The organism is Paenibacillus sp. GD4 (assembly GCF_030846225.1).
GTDB classification, from domain to species: Bacteria; Bacillota; Bacilli; order Paenibacillales; family NBRC-103111; genus Paenibacillus_G; species Paenibacillus_G silviterrae.
Map to the genome: position 1 here is coordinate 4,646,903 of NZ_JAVCYK010000001.1, position 15,415 is coordinate 4,662,317.

Sequence of the window (15,415 nt, forward strand, 5' to 3'; positions counted from 1 at the left end):
CGAAAGCTAACCAACGCGGGGTGGAGCAGCCCGGTAGCTCGTCGGGCTCATAACCCGAAGGCCGCAGGTTCAAATCCTGCCCCCGCAACCAAAGCATTAGGGCCCTTAGCTCAGTTGGTTAGAGCGGTCGGCTCATAACCGATTGGTCGGGGGTTCGAGTCCCTCAGGGCCCACCACACCAAAATGCCGGAGTGGCGGAATAGGCAGACGCACAGGACTTAAAATCCTGCGGTAGGTGACTACCGTACCGGTTCGACCCCGGTCTTCGGCATCAACACAGAGAATCCTGTGAAGCGCTCGCTTGAGCAGCGCTGAGCAGGATTTTTATTTTCTCAGGATTTTTACTTTCTATAGAAGTGATCAATTGGGCCGGTGCCTGCATATATATAATTCATTAGTGCAAGAGCAGGGAGGAGACGCCTATGCCGTCTATCATTTTGGCTCCGATCAAGTTTGTGGATGCTTCCGGTGAAGTGACGTTTGGGGATGTGCTGCAAATAACACCCAAAAGCACAGATAAGGGTTACTCAGGTGCCGGCGGGGGAAATACAGGTGATTTCATGACCATTCTATCGATATTCAGCATGACCAACACCTTTGATCCGGATGGAGTCGACTCGAACAATGCCGGCAATAATTAACGCACGTCTCCCACAAGGGAGCGTGCGTTTTTTCTTCTCAATAATACCTTACATCAATGTCACGAAAAGTATGATCCCCTAGATGCTTGCGCATATGCAATTGAATGATCCCGTCCCGATACACGGCTTTGCAGCTGTCAGGATAAATCAACCTGTGCAGCCGGATCGTTTGCTCCTTTTTATCCGGCAATCCGGTCAGTCGAACGGCATTCACGCTTAAGCCCACACGAATTTTGCGGGCCTGATCTCTGTCAGGAACGTGTATTTTAACAATCACGTTGTTGTGCGTCTCGAAGGTTTCCGTGTGCAGATGGTTTTTGACACGTTCCGCAGCATTGCTTACACTCGGCAAAGCCTGCTTCATCACATCTTGAACATATTCCTGTATCCAGGCAAGCCCCTCTCCCTTGCCGGACCCGCCGGGCGCGAAGGGGAGCTTTCCCCCGAAAAATTGTTCGAATTGCTTCCAATCAAAGGTTCCGTAAGGATTCCCGTTACTCTTGTTTCCGTCCGCCATATGCATCACTCCTCGGCATAAATATATGTAGTCTGAGAGAAAAGCATGAATGTCTCAGGCACAGTTTCAGGAAGAAGCACATACTCCTACCTCAACAAACATATACATAAAACAACATACACACGATGTCATAGAATGTAAGGGTGTTTGCTATGCCGGCTATCGTAGGAAGTATTAAGATTGTAAGTGTTGGTCCCAGTTCGATTGTTCAAATCGGCGATTCTCTTCAGCTTGCCCCGCAAAGCTCTGCCAAGACGTTCGCAGGAGCGGGTTCGTTCAATACGGGGGATTACTTGCGCGTCATGAACTGGTACAGCAATACGAATACGAATGACCGTGATATTTTTGATTCCAATCCCGTTTCTGTTAACAAGGTAGGTGGGATCTAGAACATGTCGATTGTGGTCCATCAGAGCATCTGTATACATCAGCTAAAGGTAGACGCACTTAACAATTCGTCCGTACTGCAAATCGGTACGACAGGGGCGATTCGAGCGCTATCCAATCTATATAATACAGGCGGTTTTACCGGCCCGGCTCCTGAAGCGGGGGTGCAGGAGTTTCCTTCACCGCTCGTTCCCCTGCCGTCGGTAACGCCGTAAGACGGAGGAAGAGCATGCAACCAGCCGATATCCACGCATATTTTCAACAGCTGCAGGCGTACTTGCAATGGCAAACCGAGCGGATTCGGGAACTGGAGCAAAAAGTGACCATGCTAGACAAGGAAGTGGAGGCTCTTCGAAAGCAGCGAGGGATTACAATTGAGAAAATCGAATACACGTTCGATCAACTGAAGGTAGATAAGCTGGAGGGCACTTTAAACGTAGGAATATCGCCTTCAGGGTTATCCGATAAGTCGCTTGACGATCTGACGGTGGGCGGGAAGGAAGTCGTGAATAATACGGCCATTTCCGAAGGATTTCAGAGGATTCATGGCGCAGTCCTATCGTATTTGGAGCGGGAGGGGCCAGGGGAGCTGCAGAGGAAGGCGGAGGAATACGACAGTCCTCTTGAGGAAGATATGCAGGATCAGATGCTGGCTGATTTGCGAGGTCAGATTGGGGAACGTATCGATGCTTATACCCAGCTGATGAAGGATAACAAAACGGGGATGCTTCCCCCTGACAAGGAACAGATGGTAACGGACAAGGTCGTCCATGATATTCGATTAGGTATTGAACAATATTTCCGAAACAAGGCTGGAAAGGGGAAGGACACGGATGATTCTGCAGGTAGAGAATAAGGAAATAAGTGTGGGTAATATTCAAGTAGTCGGCGTGGCCAGTTCCTCCTTATTGCTGATAGGGGATGCACAAAATATTACGCTGTCTTCCGTTTTTGATACTCCTCCGGAGTCACTAATCATCGGCCCCCTTGTTCCCCTTGCTCCCGAGACGGGGAAGCGATGACCTACCGAAAACCTAGGACCTCGGTAGTCAATGAAGTGAAAGTGATCGGCGTCGATTCCGCGGGAGTGCTGTTCGTCGGTGACATGAAGGCTTTCCTCCCGGTCAACAAAGCTTTAGCGGTTCAAAGGGAGCTGCCTACCTTTTTTGGAAAAGAGGGTGCGTTCAGCGATTATAGGACGTTCACTCGCCCGATTCCGCAGGTAGTACCGGAGGATGAGGTAACGATGGAAGTACGGGATACGAACCCTTTTATCAAAGTAAATCGGGTGAGGGTGTTCTCGGTTACGAACTCCTCGTTGCTTCAGATCGGATCGTTGGATATTGTTCGAGCCGAGGCGCGAGTCTTAAATATTCGCCAGCTTTTAAAGGGCAAACGCCCTATATAACTCCTTCCAGCTAACTGGAGGGATTTTTTTGCATGAAGGAGCCCCTAGGGCGGATAAAGTGCTCGTATCCACTCCAGGGGCAGATACCGTTAGGGCAGGTCAATCAGCATGAAGAAGGCGCCATCTGCAGAATGAAGAGTAAGCTCCGGGGTTTGGGTAATTCGGGCTGCGTCTCTTGTCTTTAAGCTCGTGGAATCGTTAAGCTGCAGATCTCCCTCCAGCACGTGAACATAAATACGTCTCCCTTCGGGCTGTGTGAAGGTCAGCGCTTTCCCCGCCTCCAGCTTGGACAAATAAAGTGTTAAATCCTGATGGATTGACGCGATTCCGTTTCCTCCCGATTTGGCTACGATAGGCAGAAGCCGGTTCGTCAGCTGATCAGGTTCATATTGTGTGGTCTCGTAAGAGGGCTCAAGTCCTCGTGTATCCGGGGTAAACCAAAGCTGAAGGAAAGCTACCTCGTCGTCTCCGGGATTAACCTCCGAATGGATAATTCCTGTGCCAGCCGTCATGCGTTGTACACCACCGAAGGTAGTGACGGCGGAATGTCCTGTGCTGTCCTCATGCTTCAGCTCTCCTCGAAGCACGATGGAAACGATCTCCATCTCGCGGTGAGGATGAGCTCCAAAGCCTCGTTGGGGTGCGACGATATCGTCGTTCAGTACGCGAAGTGGGCCGAATTCCGTATTATTCGGATCGTAGTAATCGGCGAAGGAGAAGCTGAAGTTACTTTTGAGCCAGCCGTGGTCGGCGCTGTAGCGTTGGTCTGCAGGGTGTACTTGAATCAAGATGGGTCCTCCTAACGGGATCGAATATTTGTAAGTCTGTTGCTGTTGAACAGCGTTGTCACCAGCCTCAAGAACTGATAAACTGATCTAGATTATTATACCAAATGTGCATGGATATAAGGAGGTTTCCCCATTGGCTCGCAAAAAAATCGAACACGTCGGTATTATGGTTAGCGATATGGACAAGTCAGTTGCATTTTACCGGGAGGTCGTGGGACTTGAGCTGAAAGGCATGCTGGACCATACGAACGGCGTCATTAAGCTTGCTTTCATGGGCTTTAACCAGACGAACGAGACGGAGCTGGAGTTAATATACGGCTACAACGAAGGGCTTCCGCAGGAGGGGAAAGTGCATCACATTGCCTTTACGGTGGACGATATCGAAGAGGAATGGAAACGAATTCAATCGCTTGCCGATATGAAGCTGATCGATTCGGAAATTACGACCCTTCCGAATGGCAGTCGATACTTTTTCTTTCATGGACCGGATGGCGAGTGGATCGAATTTTTCCAATCAACTCGGGCATGAACGTAAAGCCAAACGCCGCTAACGGCAAGAACGTAAGGATCAATTGTTTTCAATGCAAGAACTTCTATGTAACCTGGGACCCAAGCTTCCCAAGGGGATGCCGAAGCTACGGAATTAAAACTAGAGAGCTTCCCTCCGCGGTCGTTCTGCGAACAACGGGTCAGCCCTGCATTGGATTCGCCGACAAACACTAGACTGCTGCGTGCACATAAGTGCACTTCGGTGGTCTTCTTTTTTTGGGGGAAATGGGCATTGAGCCATGATATAATCAGAAAGTATAGCAAGAATAGAAAGCAGGTGTACTTACCATGGAGGAGCAGAATCGAGAACCGCTGCAACAAGCGCTCGATCGTGTTGCTAAGCTTGAGGCGGAGGTGGAACGATTGAAGGAAGAGAATGCAAGGCTGCGAGCCGCCTCTCTTCAACGTTCGAATCCTGTGATGTCAAGCAAGTTGAGAGAGGCGCTGCGAGAGTGAAACTCAATAAGAATTGTTATCTTCCGGGGGAAGAATCAAGTCGGTTAGCTGATGCTTGAGGGAATGGAAAACCGCCTTGTTTCTTCTTATCTGGTGCTGAGCCGATTCTAAACGTCTGCGGTTGCTGCGAACATAGTTTAGCAGCTTCTCATGCTGCTTTTTTAGCCGGTTGGTACGCGCCCGCAGTTCCTCTGAATCCGATAGCAAACGATTGTGGTTCAATACGACCTCTCTCCCGTTTTGAGATGATAATAAAAATTAAGCAGAATGATCTAAGACTAGGGAGGACAATCCTGCCACTTACTCTTTACCCACAAGTATTGAAAAAGAAGCATGAATATGTTGAGTGATACTCACTACAACAAGTATCCTTAAATCAGTTGCGATTTTCAAGTAGAACGTGATAAATAGTTTGAATTCGCTTTTGAAGGGAGATGACCGTATGGCTTGGCTAAAAATAAATTACTACTCGGAAGCACTGCGGTTGCCCGTAGCCATGGACGTCTTGCTTCCCGAGCAGGGAAGCGGTGCCTATGAGACATTGTATCTGCTGCATGATATGGGAGACGGACATAGCGCTTGGCTGAGACGTTCCGGGGTGGAAAGATATGCAGAGAGGCTTCCGCTTGCCGTAATAATGCCGGCCGGACATCTGGGCTGGTACACGAATATGGCTTTCGGGCGCGATTACTTCCACTTTATTACAGAGGAGCTGCCGGCGCTTTGTGAAAGGACCTTCCCGCTTGCGGCCCATCGAGATGGACGCTATATTGCCGGAGCCGGTGCAGGTGGCTATGGCGCGGTCAAGGCAGGCTTGCTTGCCTCAAGCACATTCGCAGCAGCGGGATCCTTCAGTGGCACGCTGGATGTACTTGCAGCATACGATTCCATGGAGCCAGGACATGCGAGGGATGTTTTCGGTGAAAGGGAGTTCGCAGCGGGCAGTACAAATGACCTGAACGCCGCCGTGAAACGGATTGCTGAGTCGGACAAGCCAAGAACCGAAATGTATGTAAGCTGCAGTACCGAAAGTCCGAATTACAATAACAATGAGAAGTTCTGTAAGCTGATGAAGGAGCTTGAACAGCCGTTCATTTTCCGGACGGATCACGGTAAAGGGAACTGGGCGGATTGGGACCGGGAACTGGAGCAATTTGTAACATGGCTATCCGAGCGGAAGCGGCGCAGTGAATAGGAGGAGATGGCATGGCACACATCCAAACCCAGCTGTACTCTGAGGTCTTAGGGACCGAGATGGACGTGAGCATCATTGTTCCTCAGGAGAAGCAGCCCTATGCGGGGGACGGAAGGCTGAAGGTACTTTGGCTGCTTCACGGCGGCTCCGGCGATCACACGGCTTGGCAGCGAATGAGCAGCATTGAACGAATTGCAATGGAGTATGGACTCGCTGTGATTATGCCCGGAGCATTTCAGTCTTGTTATACCGATATGGTGCATGGGGGACGTTATTTCACTTATCTGAGCGAGGAGCTGCCTCGAATTATTCGGCATATGCTGCCGCGGCTTTCGCCTGCGCGTGAGGATAATTATATTTCCGGCTATTCTAACGGGGGTTACGGCTGTCTAAGGGTAGGATTGGCTCGTCCCGACCTGTTTGGCGCCATTGGTGCATTTTCGGCGGGAGACAAGTCCGATATCGAATTCGTAAACGATGGCTCCCAGCGTGCCAAGGATCGGATCATGCTGTTTGGTGAAGGGAACTTTAAGGGAACGGAGAATGACTTGAAGCATCTGGGACGTGAGGGGCTGAAGATAGGCAAGTCCGTTGCCCGCATATATCATGGCTGCGGCAGCTTGGACCCTTGGCTTGATTTAAACCTGCTGTTGAGAGATTTTTTCCTTTCGCTGGAGGGAAATCCATACAAGTACCATTATCATGAAGCGGAAGGTCACGGCCATACCTGGCAATTCTGGGAACAGGAGCTTGTACGATTCCTGGAATATCTCGGTTTAGGTAAGACAGAAGGGCAGTATTTGATGGGAATGTAGAGCTTTGCGAATACGATTCAGGCGCCTTCCGTTAACCTCGGGGCGCCTTTTTTGGCAATGGCATTGGAGGAACGATAACTTGCAATCAGGTCCTTAATTTGTTAATATAGGAACAAATGTTCGTTATTGGGGTGATCTGTTTGGTGCCGGTTACAATACATGCAAGCTTACCTTCGCAAAGAACGAAACAGCTAAGAACGGAGGAGGCGAAAGAATCGCTGATTCGGAGTCTTGGTGTTGCTATGTTCACGGAGAGAGAGGCGATCATTTCCGTTAGGGGAGATTCACAGCTGCAGACGTTTCAAGGCAAGATTACGCAGCTTGATAAGCAGCTAAGAAACATCAGGGTAGAGAACAAGGATGAGTATACGTGGATTCCATTTGAAGATGTGATGAAGATCGAGATTATTATTGATGATCATATTGTAGGCATCTTCAAGTAGCTAGAGCGGCTTTCAAGCTCTATTCCTTTTTCTTGTGTTCATTGATATTTTTGGATCCCCTACTGACCAGCTCCTGTACAAGCGCCGCGAAGAAGGCTAGAGGCAATAAGTGAAGGGCAAGGCTGAAGATGTCCATAGAACATTAGCTCCTTTACATGATCTATATTCCATCATTCCCATATAATGGGCCGCTTACTCTATATAGTATCACAGATTTCTTGGGAATGCTCACACAAAGTGTAATCGATCTTCGTATGAGCGCGGAAATGATTACAGTATTTGTTTAATGAAAAAAGATGCATCCCAAGTGGCTTGCCTTGCACAGGGCCGAGGTATGCATCTCTTGATAACTTGTGTTGCGCTTATTTTTTCGTTACAGGAATCCAAATTTCACTTGTAAACGTAGGTGAAGTCGTGTCCTTGTCCTTATTCCACAAGATTTCCGGGCCTTCAGCTTGCTCATATATCGAGGATGGGAACCATTCCGAATAAATTCGTCCCCAAATGCTCTGCAGTGTGTCAGGAAAAGGGCCTACGGCATGGAACACGGCCCAGGTCAAGGCCGGTACTTCCAGCTGAGCGAGATCGCTTGGAGCCGGTTCACTCGTAGCCGCACCAATATAATGATCCAGTTCTCCGTTTTCTTCCATTCTTCCTTCGGAGAAATTGACGGAAGCGCTGATCAGTCCCGAGGGCTCGATATTTGAAAGTGATTTAAGTCTTTGAATCAATTCCAAGTCCAAGCTTTTCCACATAGCGGCGATTTCCGGGTTCACCCCGTGAAAAATGACCGGCACTCTTTTTTTCAATCCCACGATACGAAATGACTCTTTCTCTACAATGCGGTAGTTCATTTCCGTTCCTCCTTGAATCGTTAATTGAAGCGACATGCGGGGATACGCTTTTAAGGAATGGCCGGATTTACGCACCTCGGAAGGATTCATACCGTGCAGCTTATGAAAGGCCTTAGTGAACGAGTCGGGAGATTGATATCCGTATTTCAAAGCGATATCAATCACTTTGGCTTGATCGGTCAGCAGCTCGAAGCCCGCTAGTGTCAGCCGTCTCCTTCGTATATACTCCACCAAGGTTATACCGGCCAGGTAGTAAAACATCTTCCTGAAATGATGCTCGGAGCAATGCGCAAGGCGCGCTACTTGGGCAAAGTCCACCTCATCCTCAAGATTGTCCTCCACGTAGGCAATGGCATTATTCATAGCTCTCAGTAAATCCATGCGTCTCACCGTCCATAGGGTCATTGTAGCAGCAATACTTTCACTATACCCGACATTTTGTATGTAAAAAAGGTCGGATTTACATCCGACAGAGTTCGAAAGATACATGATGTTAAGCTCAAAAAGCAAAAAAGCCCTTGAAAATCAAGGACTTTTTCAGTATGACCTGTAGTGGGCTCGAACCACTGACCCCCACCCTGTCAAGATGGTGCTCTCCCAGCTGAGCTAACAGGTCTCGATATATTTTGTTTAGCGACAAGTGTTATATTACCAAGCCTGGACAACAAAGTCAACACTTTTTTTTGAAATTAAGGATCTTGAACTCCAACTGACTCTGTCGACACGAAAGCTGCACATTATGATATAATGTCACCAATAGAAAATCACTTGGAAAGAAGGGGACTTATGAAGGATTTTCCGGGGGTCAGTAGTGGCTTAACCGAGGTGAGTGAGGACAAGCTGGACTGGGGCGAGCAGGAGTGGGGCACACACCGGTATCATGTTCGCATGCTGCTGGAGGATACAACCGCTCAGCTTAGCTCTTTCGATAAAGCGGCGGTGCTCGGTGCAGGGAACCATGGAGATGTGGATCTGCCGGAGCTTGCTTCACGTTTCAGCCAGCTGACGGTGCTCGACACAGAAGCGAATGCGATTGAGGAGTTCATGGAAGCAACAGGCGGGTTCACCTCACCCAAGTTCAAATCGCTTGCTCACGTGGACTATACTTGCCTGGACCAGTTAGGCTTCTATCAAGACTATGAAGAGAAGCTGCAGGCAGGTATACCGGCGGGAGAGCTAGCCGGTTGGCTGCGCGATCAGGCGTTTTTGGTGAAACGGGAAGAAGCGCTGCCTCATATGAAGAAGTCCTTCAATCTTGTCGTTTCTTCCGGAGTGCATACGCAACTATTTTATTTACACGCGCTATCGCAATTGGCCGAGTACATGCATTTATATAATGAGGCGGATACAGCACAAATCGTCGAAGCTTTGGGCTTCTTAAGGAACAGCGTGGTGGCGGATTACAATACCCTGCTTACATCGCTCGTAAAGCCGGAGGGCCGCGTGGCAGCCTGGACGGATATTATTCTGCTGGACGAGTCGAAGAAGGATTTGCTGGACCAGCTTAATCAACTGAACAACGATAATGAACGGGTGAGGTTCCTCTTCCAGGCCTTCGGCAAGTATGGGATCGAATCGGCCGTAATAGGCCTCAAAGATCTGTTCGATAAGCTAAAGCCTGAACAGCAGCTATTCAAGAGCTGGGTATGGCACACAGAGTCAGGGAAGTCTTATCTCGTTGCAGGGCTGTCAGGACGAGTGAGAGCGTAGGGGCATGAAAGCTAGAAGCTCTTCTTCCGTAGCGAAGCTGCAATTGGAAAGCACGGGAGTCTTCCTAAGTTTGATGGACATTTGATTGACTATACTCGTTAATGCGGCCGTATCCGCTTCGTCGAGGGAAAACTGGACGCAATACTCATAATGTTCTTCCACGGGGCGGATCGTACGCACGACGAGACCGAGCAGCCGAAACTCCTTGCCAAGCGCCATGAACCTTAGTTCCACCAGTAGGTTGCCCTCATCCGGAAACGGAGCATCCGTATAGAAGCGTGCACCGCCTGCACTTAGATCCAAGAGGGCGGCTTTTACCATTTTGTAATCAAGCTCCAATCCATCAAACCCAATGAGCTTGGCGTCGGCTAGAAGCGGATGTGTAAATTGCAAACGATAAAAGCCTCGTTTGTTATCATTGGTCATAAATGACAAATCCTTTGCGATATGGTATTCATTCCTTTATGTGTCTCATAATAACCTTGAATCTTAGTCTGTGCAAGCATTTCGTGCTCATAAGAAAACCCTTTATTGGTGCCCTTCAAGGCTGATCGACTGCGATTTAGGAGGAGGGTTTCTTGGTAAGGAATGTCATAGTGTTCTAAGGCTTAAGGCAAACCTGCAACAGTCGTTAGCGTAAAAAAACCGCTCAATAGAGCGGGAGTTCGATGACTTTCTCGCTGTGATGGGAATGCAGCACGGCTTGATTGCCGATAATTTCAATCCGCTCGATGTCCAGTGTCGGGGAGGATGTCATATTCGTATCCTTCATTCGATTCTTATTGAGTAAATTCAGCAGCTGAGGAATTGCTTTCTGGTCACTGGAGATGAAGCTGACGGGAATTTTCCTATCGTTGATCGATAACTCCGTACGCATGGCTCATTGCCTCCTCATTGCATATTCTATTATTCATTATAGTGGAATCGCCTTGATTTAACTAGAAATAAATTCCATCAGAAGGTGACAAAAAGCGAGAAGAAGTGATTTTATCTATATGTGAAGATCGACAAAATTACACGGTTCGAAGGGGGAGACACGATGAAGAAGCTATACAGTCAAATGTCCAGAGAGGAGCTGGAAGCGGAGTTGAGAGAGCTCAGCGACGCTATGGAGAAAGCGGAGTTTCCAAGCCAGAAAAACGTGCTACAAAGTAAATATGTCACGGCGAAGGCCTACACTTTGGACCCCGCCGATTTTACGCCAGGAGTATACAAAGTGGATGGGGTGCAAACTCTGTTTGAACTCAAATATATTAACGGAATATATGCATGGGGCAGCATGGACAACGAGCCGGAAGCCAGCTTTCCGATCTCGATGCTGGTCCGGCTCTAAATGCGGCACATATCTTTGGGACAATTCTCACAATGGCAAATGTCCTGTAGATAATCTAGCTTTTTTACAATAATCTGATTGTTCTCAATTGAAATGATGTCCTGCTTGCGTAAATCGCTAAGCATCCGGTTGACGCTTTCGCGGGTTGCGCCGATCATGTCGGCCAACTCGCTATTGGTCAGCTTCTTGGTAATCACGATGCCTTCGGCCGTTGTTTCACCGTAAGAATTACAAAGACGGATGAGGGTCGAGCAGAGAGCACCGGGCTTACCGAACATCATAAGGTCCCGGAACTTGGTTTGCGTCAGGCGGTGCATTAATCCCATCCATTTCATAAACTCTACCGCCAACTCGCCATGCTGCCAGAGAAGGACCTCAAGGTCCTTTTGCTGGATCACTCCGATAATTGCTTCTTCCATCACCTCTGCATTGAAGCTGTGAACCGAATTATGAAAAGGGTCCACTTGTCCGAACAAATCTCCCGCGTTATGCAAGTAAAGGATAAAGCCTTTCCCTTCATCGTTGCTCTTCGTGATTTTCACTCGCCCTTGCTTCAAAAAATACAGCTTATCCGCAGCATCGCCTTCCCAAAATAAATAAGCCCCAGCCGCTACTTTCGTTTCGTACATGATGCCGGCAAGCTTCTCCAGGCTTCCCTCAGAGAAGCATTCTGTATTACTCACCTGAGTTGTTACCTCATGACTATATTGTTCATGCATTGTTGCGTACCCCCTTCGGGAATGGACTGATCGTGCGAAATCTAACTTATTGCTTCTACCTTACCGAATCCAAAGGCAGGAAGATGTGATATGAATCACATCAACAAGTGATTTGTTCGTCACAATCATGAACATTGGTTCGATGTCTAGGGTAGCCTTCTCTTGTGAGGGTATACTTGTGCTAAAGCTACAGGAATGAATCCCCAAGTATACAATGCCCTTCCCCATTTCATTCTATAGATGAGGTGATTAGGGATGAACCGAGCGTTATTGACGTCTCTGGCTAGTATTGGTATCGCCCAAGCGCTGAAAATACCTACTGCGCGCTATCGGAATGGGCGTTGGGATTGGAAGGAATTATGGACCACCGGAGGGATGCCCAGCTCACACTCCGCCGGGGTAGCTTCGCTTGCCACTTACATTGGCCTTAAGAAGGGGATAGCGTCCATACCCTTTGCTTTGTCAACGATGCTCGGTCTCATCGTCATGTATGACGCCATGGGTATACGTCGGCATGCCGGGCTTATCGCTATGCAGGTGAACGATCTGGAGGAAGAAGTGGGAGAGTTAAGCCGCCGGCACCCGTCAATGCTACATACGAAACGGGAGAGGGAGCTCGAAGAAAGGCTCGGGCATGTACCCGAGGAGGTGGCAGGAGGAGCCTTGCTGGGTATGCTTCTAGGTGCGATAAGCTATATTATCGAACCGAAAAGAAGTCGTTCAAGCAGGTCCTCTAAACTCCGATAGGTTCTTCGGCTGTTACGACGGGGACGGAAATGGTAAATTTGGTGCCCTCGCCTGCAATACTTTCCACCTCGATGGTACCCTCGTGATCCTGGATGATTTTATGGCAGATCGATAAGCCAAGTCCGGTTCCGCTGTCTTTTGTCGTATAAAACGGAAGAAAAATTTGATCAAGCTCCTCCTTGGGGATCCCTTTTCCCGTATCCGTTATTTCAAGAACGGCTTGGGCTCCGTTATGGGTCAACCGGATGTGTACGAGGCCTTGCTCCGGCATGGCCTCAAACGCATTTTTTACGAGATTGAGCAGCAACTGGAGTATTTTATCCTGATCCATCATCATAAGTACAGGCTCATTGGGGCGATCAAAGAGAATACGATGGCCAAGCCTTGCTGACTCGGAATCCAAGAGAGAGATCACCCGCTCAACGCATACCTGGATAGAAAGCGCTTTGTATTTACTGGTATGCGGCTTGGAAAATTGCAAAAACTCTCCAGTGAGCATGCTCATTCGATTAATTTCATCCATGATCAACTCGTACCATGGTTCAATATTGTACTGACTTGCCTTGGAAAGCTGCAAAAATCCCTTAATTGTAGTTAGGGGATTACGAATTTCATGAGCCATCCCGGAGGCCAGCTCCCCAACGACACGCAGCTTCTCGGAACGGAGCATGTGCTCCTCGCGTTTCAGCCAGCTCTCTCGTTTCATGGTATACAGCGATTTCTCAGCGACGAAGATCAAATCGTCCTTCGTATAGCCGTCAAACGGATAGAAAGCGATACCAAAATTAATCTCTATACCCGTCAGCTTCGGAAATTCGGAAGCAAGCAGCTGCGTGGTGGTATTCAGCGTATGCTGCATATCGCCCGATTCCAAAACAATGGCGAATTCGTCCCCGCCGTACCGCGCAACAAGGAGCGCTTCAGGAAACATAATCCGAAGGAGCTGACCTACCTGGCGAAGTATATTGTTTACCCCTTGAAAGCCGTTCGTCGTATTCAATGACTTCAAGTCCTTGCAGTCCAGGAGCGTAATGGCGATGGTCCGGTTCGCTTCCACCAGCTTCTCGACCTGACGATGAAACTCTTCATAATTGTAAAGGCCGGTCAAAGCATCATGTGTAGTGAGCCGCTGCTTCTCATCCGTCAGTACCTTAGCCTGTTTCTCCATATCCGCCAAGTAATTCCGAAATAATAAGGCCAACAGGAGGCAGCTGGCAACCATAAAAATGACATTGCTTAGCTCAGGTAGGTTCGCGGGACGATAACTAAAGGCTATGGCACTAAACAAGATCATCAAGAGAAAGCTGGTGGTAATAGCGGTTATCTTACGCTCTCTTCCGATGGATTGAGCCATATATACCAAATACAACGGCAAACACCAATCAGTTGCACTAATATAATGAAAGCCAATGAGCAAGCCGTACTGCATATATCGAAAAACGGGGGAGGCTTCATGCTTCGAGAAGTGACTTAATGCATAAATGAAGCTGAAGGCAATTAAATAGGGAGCTTGTGCGGAAGACGGATGAGAGATAAGGGAAAAGAAGCAAACGATTGCAATATACAAAAGGAAGATCCAGCGCAAGTTCATTCTTGGTCTTCACTCCTGACATGACGGTATTTTAATTATGGAATTCTGTGCCATGCCGTGAAAATCCTGCTTGTCCAATGAAAAAACTTGCATAGCGTATGCCGGCAAGGATAAAAGAAACGGACGATGCAAGAAGAATCGTCCGTTCGCCTTTTAAAATGTATAAAGCTTGAATTGCTCGATAAATGACATGTTACCCGTTCGGCCTTTATACTCAGGCATGTTGTCACTGTAATGCATCAGAAGCACCTTTCGTTGGATATGCTCCGGCAAGGTCAGCAGCTCGTCAAGCGTCGCATGCACAGCGCCCGAGCCACCAAGCACACAGTCATGCAGGATGTACCGGATTCCCCGTTGATCCGAAAGACGGACCAGAAGCTCATAGTCAAACTTCGCGTCTGCACTATAAAAGACCGAATCGTTGAAAATCAAGGAATAGCTTGCTTTCCGGGGAATATGCTCGGTCTGGAAAATTTCCATGACGAGTCCCGGGTGAAGCTCATGCTTTCCTTCATGAAGGGGAACAACGTCAAAGTAATCCTCAAGACACGAAATCCCTTCGGCCAGATTCTCCAAGCCTCCGCGCAGGGAATGCTCCCATAACGGAGCAAGCAACGCTTCCGGTACAAGGAGCTTCAATTTATGTTGATACCGATATTTTAACTGAAACGCCATCTCCTCCAGGCCGCCAATATGGTCTGCATGAATATGGCTGATGAAGACCGCATCGATCTGTGGGATTGGGATATTAAGCTCGAACAGGGCCCGGGGAGCAGTAAAGCCGCAGTCGATTAGCAGATTGTAGCCGTTGCTGCTTACCAATGCGTTGTTGTTGTAGTAGCTTTTGCTGAATGCACTTCCCGTTCCGATCATTTGAATTTGCAGGCTCACGACGGTCCTCCAATCGACAATAACATGACAGTTGCATCCATATTAATCTACCACGCCTCGCAGGATGGATTCAAGATAAATATGACACGTTTTGTCAAAAAAATGATAAATGGATCTTTAGGAAATGATTGTTAATTGTTCGGCAACAAGGCATTTCCCGCACTTCATTTCCCGGGGAAGCGCAAAAAACGGCAGCACTCGTCAGTAGAGGTCGGGATAATCGACATAACTTTTGTGTATCGCATATTTTGTGTCAAAATTCAGCGTTCTAACGGAAGGTTCACAAGATATAGTTATTTGCACGAAAAATATTTTCATTTTTATAGAAATGAGCGCAACTCTTGCCAACGGGGTGAGTATAAAATAGCAGA

22 protein-coding genes and 4 tRNA genes are annotated in these 15,415 nt (G+C 48.3%); 17 read left to right on the plus strand and 9 right to left on the minus strand.

The window, feature by feature from the left end:
* The first annotated feature begins 14 nt into the window (after window positions 1–14).
* The 4 genes from RAC89_RS21900 (at window position 15) to RAC89_RS21915 (ending at window position 641) form a co-directional block, all read left to right on the plus strand.
* Window positions 15–91: transfer RNA gene (locus RAC89_RS21900), tRNA-Met, on the plus strand.
* 8 nt (window positions 92–99) lie between these two features.
* Window positions 100–176, plus strand: a tRNA-Ile gene (locus RAC89_RS21905).
* 9 nt (window positions 177–185) lie between these two features.
* Window positions 186–271 (plus strand) — tRNA-Leu (locus RAC89_RS21910).
* A gap of 151 nt (window positions 272–422) precedes the next feature.
* Window positions 423–641 (plus strand): spore germination protein, encoded by a 219-nt coding sequence (locus RAC89_RS21915; protein WP_306615766.1) that lies wholly within the window; start codon window positions 423–425, stop codon window positions 639–641.
* A 37-nt stretch (window positions 642–678) separates the two neighbouring features.
* Here RAC89_RS21915 and RAC89_RS21920 read toward each other — a convergent pair whose 3' ends face one another.
* On the minus strand, window positions 679–1,158 hold the full coding sequence (locus tag RAC89_RS21920; protein WP_306615767.1) for an Hsp20/alpha crystallin family protein: 480 nt from the start codon (window positions 1,156–1,158) through the stop codon (window positions 679–681).
* A 152-nt stretch (window positions 1,159–1,310) separates the two neighbouring features.
* Between RAC89_RS21920 and RAC89_RS21925 the strand changes: the two genes are divergently transcribed.
* From RAC89_RS21925 to RAC89_RS21945, 5 genes are read left to right on the plus strand one after another with little or no spacing between them, the layout of a single operon-like run.
* A complete protein-coding gene (locus RAC89_RS21925; protein ID WP_284638809.1) occupies window positions 1,311–1,547 on the plus strand; it encodes a spore germination protein in 237 nt (78 codons plus the stop codon).
* Between the two features lie 3 nt (window positions 1,548–1,550).
* The gene (locus RAC89_RS21930; RefSeq protein WP_284638810.1) at window positions 1,551–1,760 is read left to right on the plus strand and encodes a spore germination protein GerPB; all 210 of its coding nucleotides are present in this window, start codon (window positions 1,551–1,553) and stop codon (window positions 1,758–1,760) included.
* Window positions 1,761–1,774: 14 nt separating this feature from the next.
* Window positions 1,775–2,401: a spore germination protein GerPC gene (gene gerPC, locus RAC89_RS21935; protein ID WP_306615768.1), complete on the plus strand. Its 627-nt coding sequence runs from the start codon at window positions 1,775–1,777 to the stop codon at window positions 2,399–2,401.
* The gene (locus tag RAC89_RS21940; protein ID WP_284638812.1) at window positions 2,379–2,567 is read left to right on the plus strand and encodes a spore gernimation protein GerPD; all 189 of its coding nucleotides are present in this window, start codon (window positions 2,379–2,381) and stop codon (window positions 2,565–2,567) included. The genes gerPC and RAC89_RS21940 overlap by 23 nt, the downstream gene beginning before the upstream one ends.
* Entirely contained in the window at window positions 2,564–2,953 is a 390-nt protein-coding gene (locus RAC89_RS21945; RefSeq protein WP_284638813.1) for a spore germination protein GerPE, read from the plus strand. The genes RAC89_RS21940 and RAC89_RS21945 overlap by 4 nt, the downstream gene beginning before the upstream one ends.
* A gap of 89 nt (window positions 2,954–3,042) precedes the next feature.
* Here RAC89_RS21945 and RAC89_RS21950 read toward each other — a convergent pair whose 3' ends face one another.
* A complete protein-coding gene (locus RAC89_RS21950; protein ID WP_306615769.1) occupies window positions 3,043–3,741 on the minus strand; it encodes a pirin family protein in 699 nt (232 codons plus the stop codon).
* A 133-nt stretch (window positions 3,742–3,874) separates the two neighbouring features.
* Here RAC89_RS21950 and RAC89_RS21955 point away from each other — a divergent pair, with 133 nt between their 5' ends.
* The 5 genes from RAC89_RS21955 to RAC89_RS21975 all read left to right on the plus strand — a co-directional run bounded on the left by RAC89_RS21955 (window position 3,875) and on the right by RAC89_RS21975 (window position 7,199).
* Entirely contained in the window at window positions 3,875–4,270 is a 396-nt protein-coding gene (locus tag RAC89_RS21955) for a VOC family protein (protein WP_306615770.1), read from the plus strand.
* 308 nt (window positions 4,271–4,578) lie between these two features.
* Window positions 4,579–4,746, plus strand: a complete 168-nt coding sequence (locus RAC89_RS21960; RefSeq protein WP_306615771.1) for a hypothetical protein — start codon at window positions 4,579–4,581, stop codon at window positions 4,744–4,746.
* A gap of 442 nt (window positions 4,747–5,188) precedes the next feature.
* Entirely contained in the window at window positions 5,189–5,941 is a 753-nt protein-coding gene (locus tag RAC89_RS21965) for an alpha/beta hydrolase (protein WP_306615772.1), read from the plus strand.
* Between the two features lie 11 nt (window positions 5,942–5,952).
* Entirely contained in the window at window positions 5,953–6,756 is an 804-nt protein-coding gene (locus RAC89_RS21970) for an alpha/beta hydrolase (protein ID WP_306615773.1), read from the plus strand.
* A gap of 143 nt (window positions 6,757–6,899) precedes the next feature.
* Window positions 6,900–7,199, plus strand: a complete 300-nt coding sequence (locus RAC89_RS21975; RefSeq protein ID WP_306615774.1) for a YolD-like family protein — start codon at window positions 6,900–6,902, stop codon at window positions 7,197–7,199.
* Between the two features lie 362 nt (window positions 7,200–7,561).
* On the opposite strand, the gene RAC89_RS21980 is transcribed toward RAC89_RS21975, so the two are convergent.
* Both RAC89_RS21980 and RAC89_RS21985 read right to left on the minus strand, forming a co-directional pair.
* Complete coding sequence (locus tag RAC89_RS21980) at window positions 7,562–8,434, minus strand: AraC family transcriptional regulator (RefSeq protein ID WP_306615775.1); 873 nt, start codon at window positions 8,432–8,434, stop codon at window positions 7,562–7,564.
* Between the two features lie 162 nt (window positions 8,435–8,596).
* Window positions 8,597–8,669, minus strand: a tRNA-Val gene (locus RAC89_RS21985).
* A 170-nt stretch (window positions 8,670–8,839) separates the two neighbouring features.
* Between RAC89_RS21985 and RAC89_RS21990 the strand changes: the two genes are divergently transcribed.
* Window positions 8,840–9,763 carry a hypothetical protein gene (locus RAC89_RS21990; protein WP_306615776.1) on the plus strand — a complete coding sequence of 308 codons (924 nt, stop codon included), beginning with the start codon at window positions 8,840–8,842 and terminating at the stop codon, window positions 9,761–9,763.
* Here the strand turns inward: RAC89_RS21990 and RAC89_RS21995 are convergent.
* Window positions 9,743–10,189: a PilZ domain-containing protein gene (locus RAC89_RS21995; protein ID WP_306615777.1), complete on the minus strand. Its 447-nt coding sequence runs from the start codon at window positions 10,187–10,189 to the stop codon at window positions 9,743–9,745. The genes RAC89_RS21990 and RAC89_RS21995 overlap by 21 nt on opposite strands.
* A 223-nt stretch (window positions 10,190–10,412) precedes the next feature.
* Window positions 10,413–10,640, minus strand: a complete 228-nt coding sequence (locus RAC89_RS22000) for a hypothetical protein (RefSeq protein ID WP_306615778.1) — start codon at window positions 10,638–10,640, stop codon at window positions 10,413–10,415.
* 162 nt (window positions 10,641–10,802) lie between these two features.
* On the opposite strand from RAC89_RS22000, the gene RAC89_RS22005 reads away from it, so the two are divergent.
* Complete coding sequence (locus tag RAC89_RS22005) at window positions 10,803–11,096, plus strand: DUF1811 family protein (RefSeq protein ID WP_306615779.1); 294 nt, start codon at window positions 10,803–10,805, stop codon at window positions 11,094–11,096.
* Here RAC89_RS22005 and RAC89_RS22010 read toward each other — a convergent pair.
* Window positions 11,093–11,815 (minus strand): Crp/Fnr family transcriptional regulator, encoded by a 723-nt coding sequence (locus RAC89_RS22010; RefSeq protein ID WP_306615780.1) that lies wholly within the window; start codon window positions 11,813–11,815, stop codon window positions 11,093–11,095. The genes RAC89_RS22005 and RAC89_RS22010 overlap by 4 nt on opposite strands.
* 255 nt (window positions 11,816–12,070) lie before the next feature.
* On the opposite strand from RAC89_RS22010, the gene RAC89_RS22015 reads away from it, so the two are divergent.
* Complete coding sequence (locus RAC89_RS22015; RefSeq protein ID WP_306615781.1) at window positions 12,071–12,562, plus strand: divergent PAP2 family protein; 492 nt, start codon at window positions 12,071–12,073, stop codon at window positions 12,560–12,562.
* Here the strand turns inward: RAC89_RS22015 and RAC89_RS22020 are convergent.
* Together RAC89_RS22020 and RAC89_RS22025 are read right to left on the minus strand one after the other, a co-directional pair.
* The gene (locus RAC89_RS22020) at window positions 12,549–14,153 is read right to left on the minus strand and encodes an ATP-binding protein (protein ID WP_306615782.1); all 1,605 of its coding nucleotides are present in this window, start codon (window positions 14,151–14,153) and stop codon (window positions 12,549–12,551) included. The two genes, RAC89_RS22015 and RAC89_RS22020, sit on opposite strands and share 14 nt — an antisense overlap.
* Window positions 14,154–14,306: 153 nt before the next feature.
* Window positions 14,307–15,044 carry an MBL fold metallo-hydrolase gene (locus RAC89_RS22025; RefSeq protein WP_306615784.1) on the minus strand — a complete coding sequence of 246 codons (738 nt, stop codon included), beginning with the start codon at window positions 15,042–15,044 and terminating at the stop codon, window positions 14,307–14,309.
* Window positions 15,045–15,415 lie beyond the last annotated feature (371 nt).